16 protein-coding genes are annotated in these 15,061 nt (G+C 64.8%); 8 read left to right on the plus strand and 8 right to left on the minus strand.

The genetic code is table 11. The annotated features are described in order from the left end of the window. Nucleotides 1–69: 69 nt before the first annotated feature. From nuoH to H8F26_RS07365, 6 genes are all read left to right on the plus strand, one after another. Nucleotides 70–1,239 carry an NADH-quinone oxidoreductase subunit NuoH gene (nuoH, locus tag H8F26_RS07340; RefSeq protein WP_197158568.1) on the plus strand — a complete coding sequence of 390 codons (1,170 nt, stop codon included), beginning with the start codon at nt 70–72 and terminating at the stop codon, nt 1,237–1,239. 95 nt (nt 1,240–1,334) lie between these two features. Continuing rightward, the gene (ndhI, locus tag H8F26_RS07345; protein ID WP_197158569.1) at nt 1,335–1,964 is read left to right on the plus strand and encodes an NAD(P)H-quinone oxidoreductase subunit I; all 630 of its coding nucleotides are present in this window, start codon (nt 1,335–1,337) and stop codon (nt 1,962–1,964) included. Continuing rightward, nucleotides 1,964–2,593, plus strand: a complete 630-nt coding sequence (locus H8F26_RS07350; protein ID WP_197158570.1) for an NADH-quinone oxidoreductase subunit J — start codon at nt 1,964–1,966, stop codon at nt 2,591–2,593. The genes ndhI and H8F26_RS07350 overlap by 1 nt, the downstream gene beginning before the upstream one ends. Continuing rightward, nucleotides 2,590–2,919 (plus strand): NADH-quinone oxidoreductase subunit NuoK, encoded by a 330-nt coding sequence (gene nuoK / locus H8F26_RS07355; protein ID WP_197158571.1) that lies wholly within the window; start codon nt 2,590–2,592, stop codon nt 2,917–2,919. The genes H8F26_RS07350 and nuoK overlap by 4 nt, the downstream gene beginning before the upstream one ends. A gap of 15 nt (nt 2,920–2,934) precedes the next feature. Beyond that, entirely contained in the window at nt 2,935–3,885 is a 951-nt protein-coding gene (locus H8F26_RS07360) for an NAD(+) kinase (RefSeq protein ID WP_197158572.1), read from the plus strand. Nucleotides 3,886–3,938: 53 nt separating this feature from the next. Then, nucleotides 3,939–4,520, plus strand: a complete 582-nt coding sequence (locus H8F26_RS07365; protein ID WP_197158573.1) for a CYTH domain-containing protein — start codon at nt 3,939–3,941, stop codon at nt 4,518–4,520. A 246-nt stretch (nt 4,521–4,766) separates the two neighbouring features. On the opposite strand, the gene H8F26_RS07370 is transcribed toward H8F26_RS07365, so the two are convergent. Continuing rightward, nucleotides 4,767–5,033 (minus strand): response regulator transcription factor, encoded by a 267-nt coding sequence (locus H8F26_RS07370; protein ID WP_231598049.1) that lies wholly within the window; start codon nt 5,031–5,033, stop codon nt 4,767–4,769. 115 nt (nt 5,034–5,148) lie between these two features. Here H8F26_RS07370 and H8F26_RS07375 point away from each other — a divergent pair, with 115 nt between their 5' ends. After that, a complete protein-coding gene (locus H8F26_RS07375; protein ID WP_197158575.1) occupies nt 5,149–6,084 on the plus strand; it encodes a methylenetetrahydrofolate reductase in 936 nt (311 codons plus the stop codon). On the opposite strand, the gene H8F26_RS07380 is transcribed toward H8F26_RS07375, so the two are convergent. The 6 genes from H8F26_RS07380 to H8F26_RS07405 all read right to left on the minus strand — a co-directional run bounded on the left by H8F26_RS07380 (nt 6,019) and on the right by H8F26_RS07405 (nt 13,208). Then, nucleotides 6,019–7,200, minus strand: coding sequence for an NDP-sugar synthase (locus tag H8F26_RS07380; protein ID WP_197158576.1), 1,182 nt, complete (start codon nt 7,198–7,200; stop codon nt 6,019–6,021). The genes H8F26_RS07375 and H8F26_RS07380 overlap by 66 nt on opposite strands. Before the next feature lie 46 nt (nt 7,201–7,246). Continuing rightward, nucleotides 7,247–8,110 (minus strand): segregation/condensation protein A, encoded by an 864-nt coding sequence (locus tag H8F26_RS07385; RefSeq protein ID WP_197158577.1) that lies wholly within the window; start codon nt 8,108–8,110, stop codon nt 7,247–7,249. Nucleotides 8,111–8,191: 81 nt separating this feature from the next. Next, complete coding sequence (locus H8F26_RS07390; protein WP_197158578.1) at nt 8,192–8,551, minus strand: LapA family protein; 360 nt, start codon at nt 8,549–8,551, stop codon at nt 8,192–8,194. A 138-nt stretch (nt 8,552–8,689) separates the two neighbouring features. Next, nucleotides 8,690–10,300: an NAD(P)H-quinone oxidoreductase subunit 4 gene (locus H8F26_RS07395; RefSeq protein ID WP_197158579.1), complete on the minus strand. Its 1,611-nt coding sequence runs from the start codon at nt 10,298–10,300 to the stop codon at nt 8,690–8,692. 100 nt (nt 10,301–10,400) lie between these two features. Beyond that, nucleotides 10,401–12,407 (minus strand): NAD(P)H-quinone oxidoreductase subunit 5, encoded by a 2,007-nt coding sequence (locus H8F26_RS07400; protein ID WP_197158580.1) that lies wholly within the window; start codon nt 12,405–12,407, stop codon nt 10,401–10,403. Between the two features lie 99 nt (nt 12,408–12,506). Continuing rightward, a complete protein-coding gene (locus H8F26_RS07405) occupies nt 12,507–13,208 on the minus strand; it encodes an NnrU family protein (protein WP_231598214.1) in 702 nt (233 codons plus the stop codon). Between the two features lie 193 nt (nt 13,209–13,401). On the opposite strand from H8F26_RS07405, the gene H8F26_RS07410 reads away from it, so the two are divergent. After that, nucleotides 13,402–14,373, plus strand: coding sequence for a LysR family transcriptional regulator (locus H8F26_RS07410; RefSeq protein ID WP_197158582.1), 972 nt, complete (start codon nt 13,402–13,404; stop codon nt 14,371–14,373). Here the strand turns inward: H8F26_RS07410 and H8F26_RS07415 are convergent. Further along, a complete protein-coding gene (locus H8F26_RS07415) occupies nt 14,364–15,008 on the minus strand; it encodes a DUF3172 domain-containing protein (RefSeq protein ID WP_197159050.1) in 645 nt (214 codons plus the stop codon). The two genes, H8F26_RS07410 and H8F26_RS07415, sit on opposite strands and share 10 nt — an antisense overlap. Nucleotides 15,009–15,061 lie beyond the last annotated feature (53 nt).

The raw sequence follows: 15,061 nt of genomic DNA on the forward strand, positions 1-15,061 counted from the left end.
ATCGCACCGTCTCCCTGATCGTCCGCCTAAGTTGCCCCCACTGCCGCCGCGCCCCTTGCCGCCCTCCGCATGGTGACCTCCACCATCTCCTCCTTCGCAGCGGTCGCCACCGCGGCGACCGTCAGTCCCGGCCTCGATCTGGAGGCCAGCTTCACCGACGTGATGCAGGGCCTCGGCCTCAGTGCCGGTGCGGCCCGTCTGCTCTGGCTTCCCCTGCCGATGCTGCTGGTGCTGGTGGCCGCCGTGGTGGGCGTGCTGGTGAGCGTCTGGCTGGAACGCAAGATCTCCGCCGCCGTGCAGCAGCGCATCGGTCCGGAATATGCCGGCGCCCTCGGGGTGCTGCAGCCGATTGCCGACGGCCTCAAGCTGGTGTTCAAGGAGGACATCATTCCAGCCCGGGCCGATGGCCTGCTCTTCACCATCGGGCCTGTGCTGGTGGTGATTCCCGTGATCCTCAGCTGGCTGGTGGTCCCCTTCGGCCAGCACCTGGTGATCAGCAACGTCGGGATCGGCATCTTCCTGTGGATCTCCCTCAGCAGCATCCAGCCGATCGGCCTGCTGATGAGTGGCTACGCCAGCAACAACAAGTACTCCCTGCTGGGCGGTCTGCGAGCGGCGGCCCAGTCGATCAGCTACGAAATCCCCCTGGCACTGGCGGTGCTGGCAGTGGTGATGATGAGCAACTCGCTCAGCACCGTCGACATCGTCGATCAGCAGACCGGCGCCGGCATCCTCAGCTGGAACATCTGGCGCCAGCCGGTGGGTTTCCTGATTTTCTGGATCTGTGCCCTGGCTGAATGCGAGCGCTTGCCCTTTGACCTGCCGGAGGCCGAAGAGGAACTGGTGGCCGGCTACCAGACCGAATACTCCGGCATGAAGTTCGCCCTCTTCTATCTGGGCAGCTACATCAACCTCGTGCTTTCGGCCCTGCTCGTCTCGGTGCTCTATCTGGGTGGATGGGGCTTTCCGGTCCCGGTCGAGTGGTTGGCCGGCGCCCTCGGCCAGTCGGTCGATGCCCCTGTGGTGCAGATGATCACAGGCGCCACCGGCATCGTGATGACCGTGCTCAAGGCCTATCTGCTGGTGTTCCTGGCGATCCTGCTGCGCTGGACCACCCCACGGGTGCGGATCGACCAGTTGCTGGATCTCGGCTGGAAGTTCCTGCTGCCGATCGCCCTGGTGAATCTGCTCGTGACCGCCGCCCTGAAACTCGCCTTCCCGGTGGCCTTCGGCGGCTGAACCTGCCGGGTACGACCTGGTCGACGGTTTTTTGCTGAGGCGGCCATCATGGTGCTCAGCCTGCTTCCCTTTCCAGCTCCCTCGCTCTCCGGTTCATGTTCGGCTTCCTCAAGAAGGTCAGTGACTACACGCGTGATGCAGTGGGCGCCGCCCAGTACATGACCCAGGGCCTGGCGGTCACCTTTGACCACCTGCGCCGGCGCCCGATCACGGTTCAGTACCCCTACGAGAAGCTGATCCCATCGGAGCGCTATCGGGGTCGTATCCACTACGAGTTCGACAAGTGCATCGCCTGTGAGGTGTGTGTGCGCGTCTGCCCAATCAACCTGCCGGTGGTCGACTGGGTCATGAACAAAGCCACCAAGAAAAAGGAGCTGCGCAACTATTCAATCGATTTCGGGGTGTGCATCTTCTGCGGCAACTGCGTCGAATACTGCCCCACCAATTGCCTTTCGATGACCGAGGAGTACGAGCTGTCGACCTTCGATCGCCACAGTCTCAACTACGACAACATTGCCCTCGGCCGGCTGCCCACCAGTGTTACCAGTGATCCGGCCGTGTTCGCCCTGCGCGAACTGGCTTACCTGCCCCAGGGGGTGATGGATCCCCACGATGTGCCCGCCACGGCCCCGCGGGCAGGCAAACTTCCCGAGCAGGTGCTGCAGACCCTGCCCAAGGCCGCCCCTGCCGGCGAGACCCAGGCCGATCCCGGAGCCGCTTCCTGATGACGATCGCTTCCACCACCCAGCAGATCTGCTTCCTGGTGCTGTCGGCCACCCTGGTGTTCGGCTCGCTCGGCGTGGTGCTGCTGCCCAACATTGTCTATTCGGCCTTCCTGCTCGGCGGCGTTTTCCTGTCGGTGGCTGGGCTGTATCTCCTGCTCAATGCCAGCTTCGTGGCCGCCGCCCAGGTGCTGGTCTACGTGGGTGCCGTGAACGTGCTGATCCTGTTCGCGATCATGCTCGTGAACAAGCAGGAGACCCTCGCCGCCATTCCCGGCCTGCTGCTGCGTCGCATCCTCTCCGGGGCGGTCTGCGCTGGACTGTTCCTGCTGCTGGTTCGGGTGGCCTTCACCACCGACTGGGCCCTGCCAGGCCCCGAACCGATCGGCGATGAGGCCACCTTCCGCATCGGTGAGCACCTGTTCAGCGATTATCTGCTGCCCTTTGAGCTGGCCTCAGTGCTGCTCTTGATGGCGATGATCGGAGCGATTGTGCTGGCCCGCCGCGACGTGTTCAGCAGTGATGTGATCACAGGCGAGCCCGCCGATCAGGGCCTGATCGAAAAGTCCCGCACTCCCCTGCTGCTGGACACCAATGCCCAGAAGCGTCCCATGCTGGAGAACACTCCATGAGCCTTGATCTGCCCAGCCCCATCCCCCTGCAGGCCTATCTGGTGCTGGCCGCCATCCTGTTCTGCACCGGGGTGTGGGGGCTGATCAACAGCCGCAACGCCGTGCGCGTGCTGATGAGCATTGAACTGATGCTCAACGCGGTGAACATCAATCTGATGGCCTTTTCGACCTACCTGGATGGCCAGTTGATCCGCGGCCAGGTGTTCACCATTTTCGTGATCACCGTGGCGGCCGCCGAAGCTGCCGTGGGTCTTGCCATCCTCCTGTCCCTCTATCGCAACCGCGAAACCGTGGATATGGAGCGTTTCAACCTGCTTCGCTGGTAGGTCGGTCTCCCGGCCATGCTGATTGAACGGGTCTGGCTGATCGTGCGCTCCGGCAGCCAGGCTTCCCAGCGGCAGGCTCGCCGCTGCGTCGCCGATCTCAAGGCACTCGGAGTCGACGTGATCGTCGCGGTGAGCGGCCTCACCTCCAATCCCTTCCCGGGCCTGCTGGCGACGGAGCCACGCCTGCCGGATCTGGCCCTGGTGCTGGGCGGCGATGGCACCGTGCTCGGGGCTGCCCGCCATCTGGCCCGCCACAACGTGCCGATCCTCAGCTTCAACGTGGGCGGGCACCTGGGCTTCCTCACCCATGATCCCCGGCTGATGCGGCTCAGTGCCAGTGGCGCCCAGCCGTCCGATCCGGCGGACAGCCTCTGGCAGCGCCTGCACGACGACCGTTTCGCCCTGGAGCGCCGCCTGATGCTGGAGGCCCAGGTCGATCGCGGCGATGGGGTGCTGCTGGGCGATGACAGCGATGGAGCCCACTGCGCCCTGAACGATTTCTACCTGCGACCCTGCCTCGATGAGCTGTCGCCCACCTGTGTGCTCGAACTGGAAATCGACGGCGAGGTGGTGGACCAGTACCGCGGCGATGGCCTGATCATCGCCACCCCCACCGGTTCCACGGGATACGCCATGGCGGCGGGTGGACCAATCCTCCATCCGGGCATCGAGGCGATCGTGATCACGCCGATCTGCCCCATGAGTCTTTCCAGCCGGGCGGTGGTCGTGCCACCGCGGGCGCGACTGATCGTCTGGCCCCTGGGGGAGAGCAGCCGCCGCGTCAAGCTCTGGAAAGACGGCGCCCACGCCACCGAACTGGAGCCGGGCGATCGCTGCATCGTGCAGCGCAGTCCGCACCCGGCCCTGTTTGTGATCCTTGAGCAGAGCCCCTCCTACTACCGCACCCTCACCCGCAAACTCCACTGGGCCGGCAGCCTCGATGGAGCCGAAGCCGGGCCCAACTGAGGCCGGCCCAGAATGACGGCAGCGATCCGGCGCCATGGCGTCGCCCTGCAGCCATGGCCCTGGAAATCGAGCGTCGCTTTCTTGTGCGTGGGGATCAATGGCGGACGCGGGTGCGCTGGAGTGAGCAATTGGCCCAGGGGTATCTGGTGAGCCGGGAGGATGGCTTCACCCTGCGGGTGCGCCTCGCCGATGGGGACCGCGCCTGGCTCACCCTCAAGGCGGCGGTGCCATCTGGAGCGGTGTCATCCGAGGCACCGTTATCGGAGGCCGTGCACGTTCCAGCGGACAAGGCTGCCACCGTCGTTCCCTTGATCCGCCAGGAATTCGAATACGCGATCCCGAGGGCGGATGGCGAGGCTCTGCTGGCCCAGGCGCCAAACCAGGTGCTCAAGCACCGCTATGGCCTGGATCTGCCCGGGGGCGACTGGGTGCTGGATGTGTTTGAGGGGGCCAATGCTCCGCTGGTGGTGGCGGAAGTTGAACTGCCCGATGCCGGCACCGAGGTGGTGGTGCCGCCTTGGTGCGGACCCGAGATCACAGGCCGCCACGACCTCAGCAACGCAGCCCTGGCCCGCCATCCCCTGAACTCCTGGTCCACTGCGGAGCTTGGCGCCCTGCTGGGGCCGTTGGATTAGGCCTCAGTTCGGGCCGACGTCGCCGTAACGGCAGCGATTGATACGTTTTTCCAATCAGTCGCGGCGGCGCAAACGGCCAAGCAAGGGCCGGCGGTGCCGTAGTGTCCAAGTCGAAAGAAAATCAGCATTTTCAGGGGGGACTGCCGGTGACCGGCCTCTACGACCACCAAGGTGTGTTGCGGGTCTCTGGTGATCTGGAGGATTGCCTGGCGTACGCAGAGCTGTTCGGCTTTGAGGTGGAGAGTTTCAGCCTTGTTTCCCTGGTGGGCGAGCTTCCGGTCCGGTCCCATCCAGCGAACAGCAATTGAAGCCGTCGCGGCAGATCTTGCCGTTGTCCATGGCCCAGTTGAGCAGGGCCACCCGGTTCTTCACACCTGTCTTGGTGAAGATATTGCTGACGTGATTATCTACGGTGCGCTTGCTGATCATCAGGCGATCGGCGATTTCCTGGTTGGTCAGGCCTTGCGCCACCAGCTCAATAATCTCAAGTTCCCGCTCTGAAAGCCCGGCCATCGGTGGGCCCAGTCTGTGACTCCACTCCATCCGACCGCTCCGGTACTTGCCAGGCTCAGACCTCACTGTACGCAGGTCGCTGCCGCATGATGGGAGCCTGAGATCCTCCGAAGGCTTGCAGCAGCTCCACCAGGCACTCACCCAGGGTCATTTTGCTGTCACTGCCGAGGTGACGCCACCGCGTGGAGGCGATTGCACACGCACCCTTGAGGCGGCGCGAGCTCTGCGGGGTCTGGTTCATGCCGTCAACGTCACCGATGGCAGCAGGGCGGTGATGCGCATGTGCAGCCTGGCGGTGTGCCGTCTGCTGCTGGATGCCGGCATCGAGCCCATCTGGCAGGTGGCCTGCCGCGATCGCAATCGCATCGCCCTGCAGGCGGATCTGCTCGGTGCTCATGCCCTTGGAATCCGCAATGTGCTCTGCCTCACCGGTGATCCGGTGCGGGCCGGCGATCAGCCCGAAGCCAGGCCGGTGAATGAACTGGAATCGGTGCGGTTGCTGCAGTTGGTCAGCCTCCTCAACAGTGGAGAGGATCCTGTCAAGGGCAGCCTGCCCGATGGTCCGACCCAGCTGTTCGCAGGCGCCGCCGCCGATCCCCAGTCACCCAGTTGGAGTGGCCTGCGCAGCCGGCTGCAGCGCAAGCAGGAAGCTGGGGCCCGCTTCGTGCAGACCCAGATGGTGATGGAGACGGACGCCTTACGGCGGTTCGTGGACGAACTGGCCGCCCCCCTGGGTCTGCCTGTGCTGGCGGGGGTGTTCCTGCTCAAGTCGGCGCGGAACGCCGCCTTCGTGAATCGGGTGGTGCCAGGGGCCAGGATTCCCCAGCACCTGATCGAGCGCCTGGCCGATGCCGCCGATCCAGCAGCCGAGGGCATTGCGATTGCGGCGGAACAGGTGCGAGCCTTCAGCACGATCGCCCAGGGCGTTCACCTGATGGCCGTGAAGGCGGAGGAACGCATTCCGGCGATCATTCGCCAGGCGGGTTTAGGGCCTCTGGGACAGGGTCAGGTCGGTGCCGAGAAGGTCGGCCATGGCCTTCTGCTGGGGTGAAGGGGAGCTGTGGTCCTGACGCCTGACATCGGTGATCAGCCAGTCGAGGGCGGCTTCCTGCAGATCGAAGTGATCGCCGTTGCGATCGACGCAGTAACGACCGAACACGAGCTTGTCGACCAGGCGCACGCCAGCACCGATGCGTGAGTAATCGAAGATGATGGAATTGTCGATCGTGGCACCAGCACAGATGTGACAGCTGGGACCGATCATCGCCGGACCAATGATCGTGACCCCATCCTCAATGCGGCTCATCCCACCGACATAGATCGGTCCTTTCACATTGATCTTGTCCCAGTTTGCAGCAACGTTCAGGCCCGCATAGATCCCTGGGCGCACTTCCTTGCCTGGAATCTGCACTTGCCTGACCTCGCCTTCCAGGACGCTACGGATCGCCTGCCAGTAATCAGGTACCTTGCCGATGTCCACCCACTCAAAATCCATGGGCAGGGCATAAAATGGAGCGCCTGCCTGAACCAGTCTTGGGAAAAGATCGGAGCCGATATCAAAGGGAGTTGTATCGGGAATGAAGTCGAAGACCTCCGGCTCAAATATATAAATGCCGGTATTGATCATGTCGCTAGCTGCTTCTTCCAGGCTCGGCTTCTCCTGGAAGGACAGCACGCGCCCATCAGGGTCCGTCACCACCACGCCGTAGCTGCTCACCTGCTCCTTCGGAACGCGTTTGGTGACGAGGCTTGCCATGGCGCCCTTCTCACGGTGGCGACGCACCGCCTCGCTGAGATCGAGATCAATCAGAGCATCGCCGCAGAGCACCACGAAGGTGTCGTCGAAGAAGGGTTGGAAATTCTGAATCTTCTTGAGGCCTCCGGCTGAGCCGAGGGCATCGCCGATCAGTTCTCCATCTTCAATCTTCCCTTCGAAGCTGTAGGCAATCTGCACGCCGAAGCGTTGGCCATCACGAAAATAGTTCTCGATCTCCTCAGCTAGATGGGAGACGTTCACCATGATTTCGTCGAAGCCATGCTGACGCAGCAGCTCCAGCAGGAATTCCATCACCGGCTTCTGCAGGATCGGAATCATCGGCTTCGGCAGAATGTGGGTGATCGGCCTTACCCGTGTGCCCTTCCCTGCCGCCAGGATCATCGCCTTCATTGGCGCCTGTCCCCATCCATCAGAGCCCGTACCTTAGTCAAAGGCGTCAGGCAGCCAGGATCTCCCTGGTCGGCAGGGGAGCTGGCACCTGTTCGAGGCGACGCAGGTGCAGGGGGCCGAACAGGCCGCCCTGCTGCTCCAGTTCCACCGATCCCTGGGCGGAGAGGAAGAGCAGGGCCCAGAACACGCCCACCCGATCACAGTCGAGATCCTCTCCGGCCGGATCCTGTTGAACGGCCCGCGCCCAGGCGCTAACCAGCACCTCGAAATCCAGCCAATCCTCAGCCGCCTGCCAATGGCTGAGGAACCGCTGCAGTCCGGTGGTGGTCTCCGGCAGCTTCTCGCGGTGGGCAAGGTTGGCCACCTGTTCGATTGCCGCTCGGTCGCTGAACCGGCGGCTACGGGAACGCTGGCGCTGGCGCCCTTCCCCCTCCTGTTCGAGGCGTTCGGCGATGTCCTCCAGCTGGCGGATCAGTTCGCCCAGGGTCACGGGCCTCTGCAAGGGGGGAGGCGCCACGGGACGGCGGCGCAGGTGGCGTTCAGGCCGCCGCGGCAGGGCGATCATGGTGCCCCATCCCGAATCTTCGCCCTCGTCGCAGGGGGCTTCCAGCAACTCTTCGATCGGTTCGGGCGGGAAGGTGAGGGCTTCCAGCACTTCGGCCTTGAGACTCACCAGCACGGAGGCCGCCAGGAATGCCTCGCTGGTTTCGGCAAGATCACGTTCGTAACTCCCCCCCTGGCGCCCATCCGATCGGGCCACCACCAGACGGGGGGCACCGATGCGCTGGCGCAGCTGGTCGAGGAATCCATCCACCACGGCAATCACATCGACATCCCACGGGTCGAGCTCTCCCCGTATCGCTGCATCCTGGAGCAGTCGGATGGCCAGCCTGGCGCCTGCTTCAGCCACGCGCTCCCGGGTCTCCAAGCAGAATCACCGCACCGTAACGGTCGGGCAGCTGCTGCACCAGGGGTCTGTTCCCGGTTCAGTTCAGGTTTCGCCGGCTGCTGCGGAGCTCTCTCCGGCTGCAGGCAGCAGGCCGAGCTGGGCATCGACCGCCGCGCGGTAGCGCTGCAGGTCATCTTCGAGTTCCTGGATCCGCACCTGCTGGGCTTCCCGTTCGGTCTGCTCCTGCAGGCGCTCCACCTGCTTGACCACGCCTGTCCACACCGCAAACACCCAGGCCGCGGTGGCACCGATCCCACCGACCACGAGGAGCATGGCGGCCAGGGGCAGGGTGGCGGTGATGCCGGGCAGGAAGTGCACGGTCGTGGGGGCCGTGTTCTCGAGGGTGAACATCACCGTGGCCAGGCCGAAGCTGAAGATCAGCAGGAAGTTCAGCTGTCGCATCGGATCAAGACAGAGGGTTGGGCCATGAACGGATGGAGCGTAAGAACAGCAGGGCAGGCCCGATGAAGGGACTGGGCCAGCGCAGGTTTTGTTTACGCAGGCCGTGCGGGGACGAACGCCTGAGCAGATCGGTCTGGGTCAGCCCACAGCAGGAGCGCGCAGCAGGGCTTGGACTCCGCTGCCAGCCAGGAAAGGCGCCAGGGGAGTGCCTCCGGGGAGACCAGAGGCCTGCCGCAGGTGCGCCATCGCCTTGTCCTCCTGTCCCACAAGCTGCTCCATCGAGGCGCGGTAGGTGTCGGTCATCAGGCGCGGGTAGAGGCCGATGCCGATGATCGGCACCAACAGGCAACTGATCACGTAGATCTCCCGCGGCTCGGCATCCACCAGATTGCTATGGGAGGCCAGCTCGGCGTTCTCCTTGCCGAAGAAGATCTCCCGAAGCATCGAGAGCAGGTAGATCGGCGTGAGGATCACGCCCACGGCGGCGAGCACAGCCATCACGATGCGGAAGCTGAGCGAGTAGACCTCGCTGGTGGCGAAGCCCACGAACACCATCAGTTCGGCCACAAAGCCGCTCATGCCGGGCAGGGCCAGGGAGGCCAGCGAGCAGACGGTCCAGAGGGCGAACATCTTGCGCATCTTCTGGCCCACCCCACCCATGTCGTCGAGCTGGAGGGTGTGGGTGCGGTCATAGGTGGCACCCACCAGGAAGAAGAGGCTGGCGCCGATCAGGCCATGGCTGACCATCTGGAGCATGGCCCCGCTGGTTCCCAGGGCACTGACACTGCCGATGCCGATCAGCACGAAGCCCATGTGGCTGATCGAGCTGTAGGCGATCTTGCGCTTGAGGTTGCGCTGGGCGAACGACGTGAGCGCGGCATAGATGATGTTCACCACCCCCAGCACCACCAGCAATGGCGCGAACCGCACATGGGCATCGGGCAGGAGCTGGCAGTTGAAGCGCAGCAGGGCGTAGCCGCCCATCTTCAGGAGGATGCCGGCCAGCAGCATGTGGACCGGTGCCGTGGCCTCTCCATGGGCATCCGGCAGCCAGGTGTGCAACGGCACGATCGGTAGCTTCACGCCGAAGGCAATCAGCAGGCCGGCGTAACAGAGAACCTGGAAGCCGGTGCCGAATCCCTTCGCTGCCAGGCTCGTGTACTCGAAGGTGGGGGCCCCGCCGCCGTAGAAGGCCATGCCCAGCCCCGCCAGGAGAATGAACAGGGAGCTGCCGGCGGTGTAAAGGATGAACTTGGTGGCGGCGTACTGGCGCTTCTTGCCGCCCCAGATGGCCAGCAGCAGGTACACCGGAAGCAGCTCGAGCTCCCAGGCCAGGAAGAAGAGCAGCATGTCCTGCACCGCGAACACGGCGATCTGGCCGCCATCCATGGCCAGCAGCAGGAAGAAGAACAGACGCGGTTTGAAGGTCACCGGCCAGGCCGCCAGCACCGCCAGGGCGGTGATGAAGCTGGTCAGCAGGATCAGGGGCATCGACAGGCCATCGGCCCCCACGGACCAGGCCAGACCGAGATCGGGCAGCCACTCCACCCGTTCCACCAGCTGCAGGCCAGCCACGGAAGGGTCGTAGCCGTTCAGGTAGCCCCCCACCGTGAGCAGGAAGGTGATCAGGGCGATGCCCAGGGCGTACCAGCGCACCCTGCGGCCATCGCCCTCATCGGGAACGAACGGGATAAGCAGCGCGGCGGCGATCGGGAAGAGGATCGACGCGCTCAGCCAGGGAAAGGCCAAGGTCCTGGGCAGGTCAAGTCAGGTCGGAGTGTAGAAATGCCCACCGCCCGCCAGAGCTGCGGTGGGGGATGTCACACAGAGTGTGAGACCGCAGTCAGGATCAACCGAGGGATCCGAACAGCACCACAAGGGCGATCACACCGCCGAACACGATCAGGGCATAGAACTGGGCGCGACCGGTCTCGAAGTATTTGAGACCCTCCCCAGAGCCCAGGGTGAGCAGGCCGGTGAGGTTCACGACACCGTCCACCACCTTGGCGTCCACCTCCAGCACCTGGCGAGCCAGTTTGCGGCTGCCCTGCACGAACAGCTTGTCGTTGATGTCGTCGAGGTACCACTTGTTGGCGAGGAAGGCATTGAGGGCGGGGAAGCGTGCGGCCACCGCCGTGCCCAGATCGATCCTGTGGAGCGCATAGGCCAGCACCGCTACGGAGATGCCTGCCACCGAGATCGCCACCGATGCGCCCGCCAGGGGCAGGAACTCGGCCCAGGAGAAGTGCTCGGCCATCTCAGCGGCTTCATGGGGATCGAGCAGGCCGGCAAAACGACTGTTCCAGGGGGTGCCGAGCAAGCCGATCAACACCGAGGGGACGGCGAGGACCGCCAGCGGCATCGCCATCTGCCAGCCGGATTCGTGGGGGTGGCTGGCGTGGTGGCCGTGGTCGTCATCGCCACCACTGGACTTTCCGGCGGCGGCAAGCAGCTGGGCCTGGATCGTCTGGTCGGTTCCGCGGAAGTCGCCTTCGAAGGTGAGGAAGTAAAGGCGGAACATGTAGAAGGCGGTCATGCCGGCGGTCACGAAGCCGGCTACCCAGAGCAGCGGGAAGCTGCCGAATGCCTGGCCGAGGATCTCGTCCTTGCTCCAGAAGCCGGCCAAGGGAGGGATGCCGCTGATCGCCACGCAGCCGATCAGGAAGGTGGCGCTGGTGATCGGCATGAATTTGCGCAGGCCGCCCATCAGGCGCATGTCCTGGGCCAGCACCGGTTCGTGGCCCACCACCTCTTCCATGGCATGGATCACCGAGCCGGAGCCGAGGAACAGCATCGCCTTGAAGAAGGCGTGGGTCACCAGGTGGAACATGCCGGCGACCGGAGCACCGCAGCCCATCGCCAGCATCATGTAGCCCAGCTGACTGACGGTGCTGTAGGCCAGACCCTTCTTCAGGTCCATCTGGGTCAGGGCAATCGAAGCCCCCAGCACGAGGGTGATGGTGCCGATCACGGCGATCGTGACCTGCACCGCGGCAAAGGGCTCGTACACCGGCTGAAGCCGGGCCACCAGAAACACGCCCGCGGCCACCATGGTGGCGGCATGGATCAGGGCCGAAATCGGTGTGGGGCCCTCCATGGCATCGGGCAGCCACACATGCAGGGGGAACTGGGCCGACTTGGCCATCGGCCCCATGAACACCAGCAGACAGAGGATCACGGCCACACCGGTGCTGAGGCTGCCGCCGGCCACGGCCTCGCTGAGCCGTGCTCCGATCTCCTCGAACCCGAAGCTGCCGGTGGCCCAGAACAGGCCGAGGATGCCGAGCAGCAGGCCGAAGTCGCCGACCCGGTTCACCACGAAGGCCTTCTGGGCGGCATTGGCGGCGCCGTCGCGGTCGTACCAGAAGCCCACCAGCAGGTAGGAGCACATGCCCACCAGCTCCCAGAAGACATAGATCTCCAGCAGGTTCGGGCTGATCACCAGGCCCAGCATTGAGCTGCTGAACAGGGCCAGGTAGGTGAAGAAGCGCACATAGCCCTTGTCGTGGGCCATGTAGCCATCGGAATAGACCATCACCAGCAGGGCGATGGTGGTCACCAGGGCCAGCATCACCGCGCCGAGGGCATCGACGCGGAAGCCCATCTGCAGATTGAAGGTGCCGGCGCTGGCCCAGTTGAACAGCACCTCGGTGGGTGCTGCTCCGGCGAGCTGCTGGGCCAGCACGGCGTAGCTGAGCACAGCAGCGGCTCCGACACAGCTGATCAGCAGCACGGCCACCGGTTTTCGCAACCGATTCACTGTGCGGTTGAAGCTGATCAGGCCGAGGCCGGTGACGCAGGCCCCCAACAGGGGAAGCACCGGAATCAACCAGGCGAGTTCAGCGGCTGACGGCATCCTGCTCAGGCTGGTGCTGGCGAGTGTAGGCAGCCCGCCTGGCTCCCACCGGCTCGTGTGCCTGAGCGCCCACCATCGCCGCCCCGCCGGCGCCCCGCCTCATCCCAGCCAATGGGCCAGGGCGGTGCGCGAGAAGGTGACGGCGCCGAGGCCGATGAAGCGGTGGGCCCACCAGAACACGCCGATGGCGATGGCGATGCCCAGCTGGGCCGGGCGCAGGAATTCGGCCCAGATCAGCTGCTGACGGCCATCCAGCACCGCCCGGAACGGCAGCACTGACGTGCTGTCCCGCAGCTCTTCGAAGGCGGTGCCGAAGCGGTGGGCCAGGCGCCGATCGCCATTCCAGATGGCGAACAGGTGGTGGGCGATCAGGCCGGCGCAGGTCACCACCATGAAGCTGCTGCCGATCCAGAGCAGGTGGGTGGCACACCAGAGCACCTGCCCCACCGCCTGGGGATGGCGGCTGACCCGGATGATGCCGGTGGCATACAGCCGCACCTGAGGCTTCAGCACCGCCGGGATCTCCAGCAGGTTGTAGGTGGCCGGGTAGAGGAAGAGGAAGCTGATGGCGGTGCCGCCCCACACCAGCGGCACGATCCAGGGCTGCTCCTGCAGATTCCAGAGCCGCAGGCCGTCATAGCGGTGGGCCAGGAAGTAGCCGATCACCACCACCGCCGCCGGGATGCTCACGCCGGCGAACAGCAGGCGCCAGGCCCGTTCGCCGATCCGCTCCACCCCCCACACCCGCAGGGAGGCACCACCGCTGTGCAGCACGGCGAACACCACGAGCAGGGCCAGCATCACCACGCTGCTGTGGTGGGGGCTGGCTGGGGCAAGCAGGGAAGGCAAGGGCCGGGCGACTGCGAAGCCAGCAATTCTGGGCATCCGCCGGCCCACCTAGAGTCTGGACTTACGAGGCTGAATCACACACCTCCCTTCTCCCGCCAACGTTTTCACTGCGCTCCCGCCTTGTCTCCAAACGCCCGCTGCGTCCATGGCTGATCTGCCCTTCACCCTCGATCAGCTGCGCATCCTGCGGGCCATCGCCAGCGAGGGCAGTTTCAAGAAGGCCGCCGACAGCCTCTATGTGACACAACCGGCCGTGAGCCTTCAGATCCAGAATCTGGAGAAGCAGCTGGATGTGTCGCTGTTCGATCGGGGCGGGCGCAAGGCTCAGCTCACCGAAGCGGGCCACCTGCTGCTGAGCTACTGCGACCGGATCCTCAGCCAGTGTCAGGAGGCCTGTCGCGCTCTTGATGATCTCCACAACCTGCGGGGTGGATCCCTGATCGTCGGCGCCAGCCAGACGACCGGCACCTACCTGATGCCGCGCATGATCGGGCTGTTCCGGCAGAAGTATCCGGACGTGGCCGTGCAGCTGCAGGTGCACAGCACCCGCCGAACAGGCTGGAGTGTGGCCAACGGCCAGGTGGATCTGGCGATCATTGGTGGCGAGCTGCCGCCTGAACTGAACGAGTTACTGCAGGTTCTTCCCTACGCCAGCGATGAACTGGCGCTGGTGCTGCCGGTGAAGCATCCGCTGTCGCGTTTGCCGGAGCTCACCAAGGACGACCTCTACCGTCTCGGTTTCGTCTGCCTGGATGCCCAGTCCACCACCCGCAAGATGGTGGACCAGCTGCTGGCCCGGTCCGGCCTTGATGTGGGCCGGCTCAAGATCGAGATGGAACTCAACTCCTTCGAGGCGATCAAGAACGCCGTGCAGAGCGGCCTGGGGGCCGCGTTTCTGCCGGTGGTCTCGATCGAGAGGGAACTCGCTGCCGGCAGTCTGCATCGGCCCCAGGTGGCCGATCTGCTGGTGCGGCGCCAGCTGAAGCTGATCAGCCACCCGGCCCGGTATTGCTCCCGGGCCTCCGATGCCTTCCGCAAGGAAGTGTTGCCGGTGTTCGCCAGCCCCGACAGCCCCCTGCGCCAGCCCCTGGCGCAGGCCCAGCCGGCTCAGAACTGATCAGCTTCCGGGGTCACGCCCACGGCATCGTCTGCGGCACCGGCAATCCCACGGGTCTGGAATTTGTTGCCGGTGATGTCGGTCTGGTAGACACAGCGAACGACTGGCTTGTCACGCACCGAGCCGATGTAGGCGAAGGTGTTCATGCGCTGCTTGCACTGGCGCATCTGCTCGGCGGTCACGGCACCCTCCTTCTGAAGCACGGCCCAGTTCTCCCGCCGGATCACGCATCCGGGCTGCAGCGTGGGCTGGGTCACGAAGCTGCTGCTCGGGTTCATCGTGGTGTAGAGCTCGATGTCCATCACGAAGGCGCTGGCACCCCACTGCTTGCAGAATTCCGGGTCGGGTACGGCCATGTCGAGCTGCTGGCTGCTGGCGATGTTCCCCTGGTTGCCCTGGGTGGTGCTGGTCACAGCGCTGCCGATGCCGATCCCCACCACCAGCACTCCCGCCAGGATGGCGATCGTGCGCACGTTCAGGGAAATGGCAGGGGTCCCTCCGGGCCCACCACCGCCGGGACCACGCCCGCCTGGATTTCCGCCGCCACCCCCGTAGCCAGCGGTTGTCGTCCGTCTACCGGCATCCCGCTCATAACGGCTGTCGCCTCGGTCATAGCGACCGGTTTCGTAAGCCATCTCCCGGTCACTCCGCCCTCTGGGACGGCCGTCGTAGCGGCTGTAGCCAGCAT

It is taken from the genome of Synechococcus sp. CBW1006 (assembly GCF_015840525.1).
Classification (GTDB): Bacteria; Cyanobacteriota; Cyanobacteriia; order PCC-6307; family Cyanobiaceae; genus CBW1002.

Coding starts and splice junctions, on each gene's coding strand:
- nuoH (WP_197158568.1), top strand. CDS start 70: ATGGTGACCTCCACCATCTCCTCCTTCGCAGCGGTCGCCACCGCGGCG.
- ndhI (WP_197158569.1), top strand. CDS start 1,335: ATGTTCGGCTTCCTCAAGAAGGTCAGTGACTACACGCGTGATGCAGTG.
- H8F26_RS07350 (WP_197158570.1), top strand. CDS start 1,964: ATGACGATCGCTTCCACCACCCAGCAGATCTGCTTCCTGGTGCTGTCG.
- nuoK (WP_197158571.1), top strand. CDS start 2,590: ATGAGCCTTGATCTGCCCAGCCCCATCCCCCTGCAGGCCTATCTGGTG.
- H8F26_RS07360 (WP_197158572.1), top strand. CDS start 2,935: ATGCTGATTGAACGGGTCTGGCTGATCGTGCGCTCCGGCAGCCAGGCT.
- H8F26_RS07365 (WP_197158573.1), top strand. CDS start 3,939: ATGGCCCTGGAAATCGAGCGTCGCTTTCTTGTGCGTGGGGATCAATGG.
- H8F26_RS07370 (WP_231598049.1), bottom strand. CDS start 5,033: ATGGCCGGGCTTTCAGAGCGGGAACTTGAGATTATTGAGCTGGTGGCG.
- H8F26_RS07380 (WP_197158576.1), bottom strand. CDS start 7,200: ATGAAGGCGATGATCCTGGCGGCAGGGAAGGGCACACGGGTAAGGCCG.
- H8F26_RS07390 (WP_197158578.1), bottom strand. CDS start 8,551: ATGCGACAGCTGAACTTCCTGCTGATCTTCAGCTTCGGCCTGGCCACG.
- H8F26_RS07400 (WP_197158580.1), bottom strand. CDS start 12,407: ATGCCGTCAGCCGCTGAACTCGCCTGGTTGATTCCGGTGCTTCCCCTG.
- H8F26_RS07405 (WP_231598214.1), bottom strand. CDS start 13,208: ATGCTGGCCCTGCTCGTGGTGTTCGCCGTGCTGCACAGCGGTGGTGCC.
- H8F26_RS07410 (WP_197158582.1), top strand. CDS start 13,402: ATGGCTGATCTGCCCTTCACCCTCGATCAGCTGCGCATCCTGCGGGCC.
- H8F26_RS07415 (WP_197159050.1), bottom strand. CDS start 15,008: ATGGCTTACGAAACCGGTCGCTATGACCGAGGCGACAGCCGTTATGAG.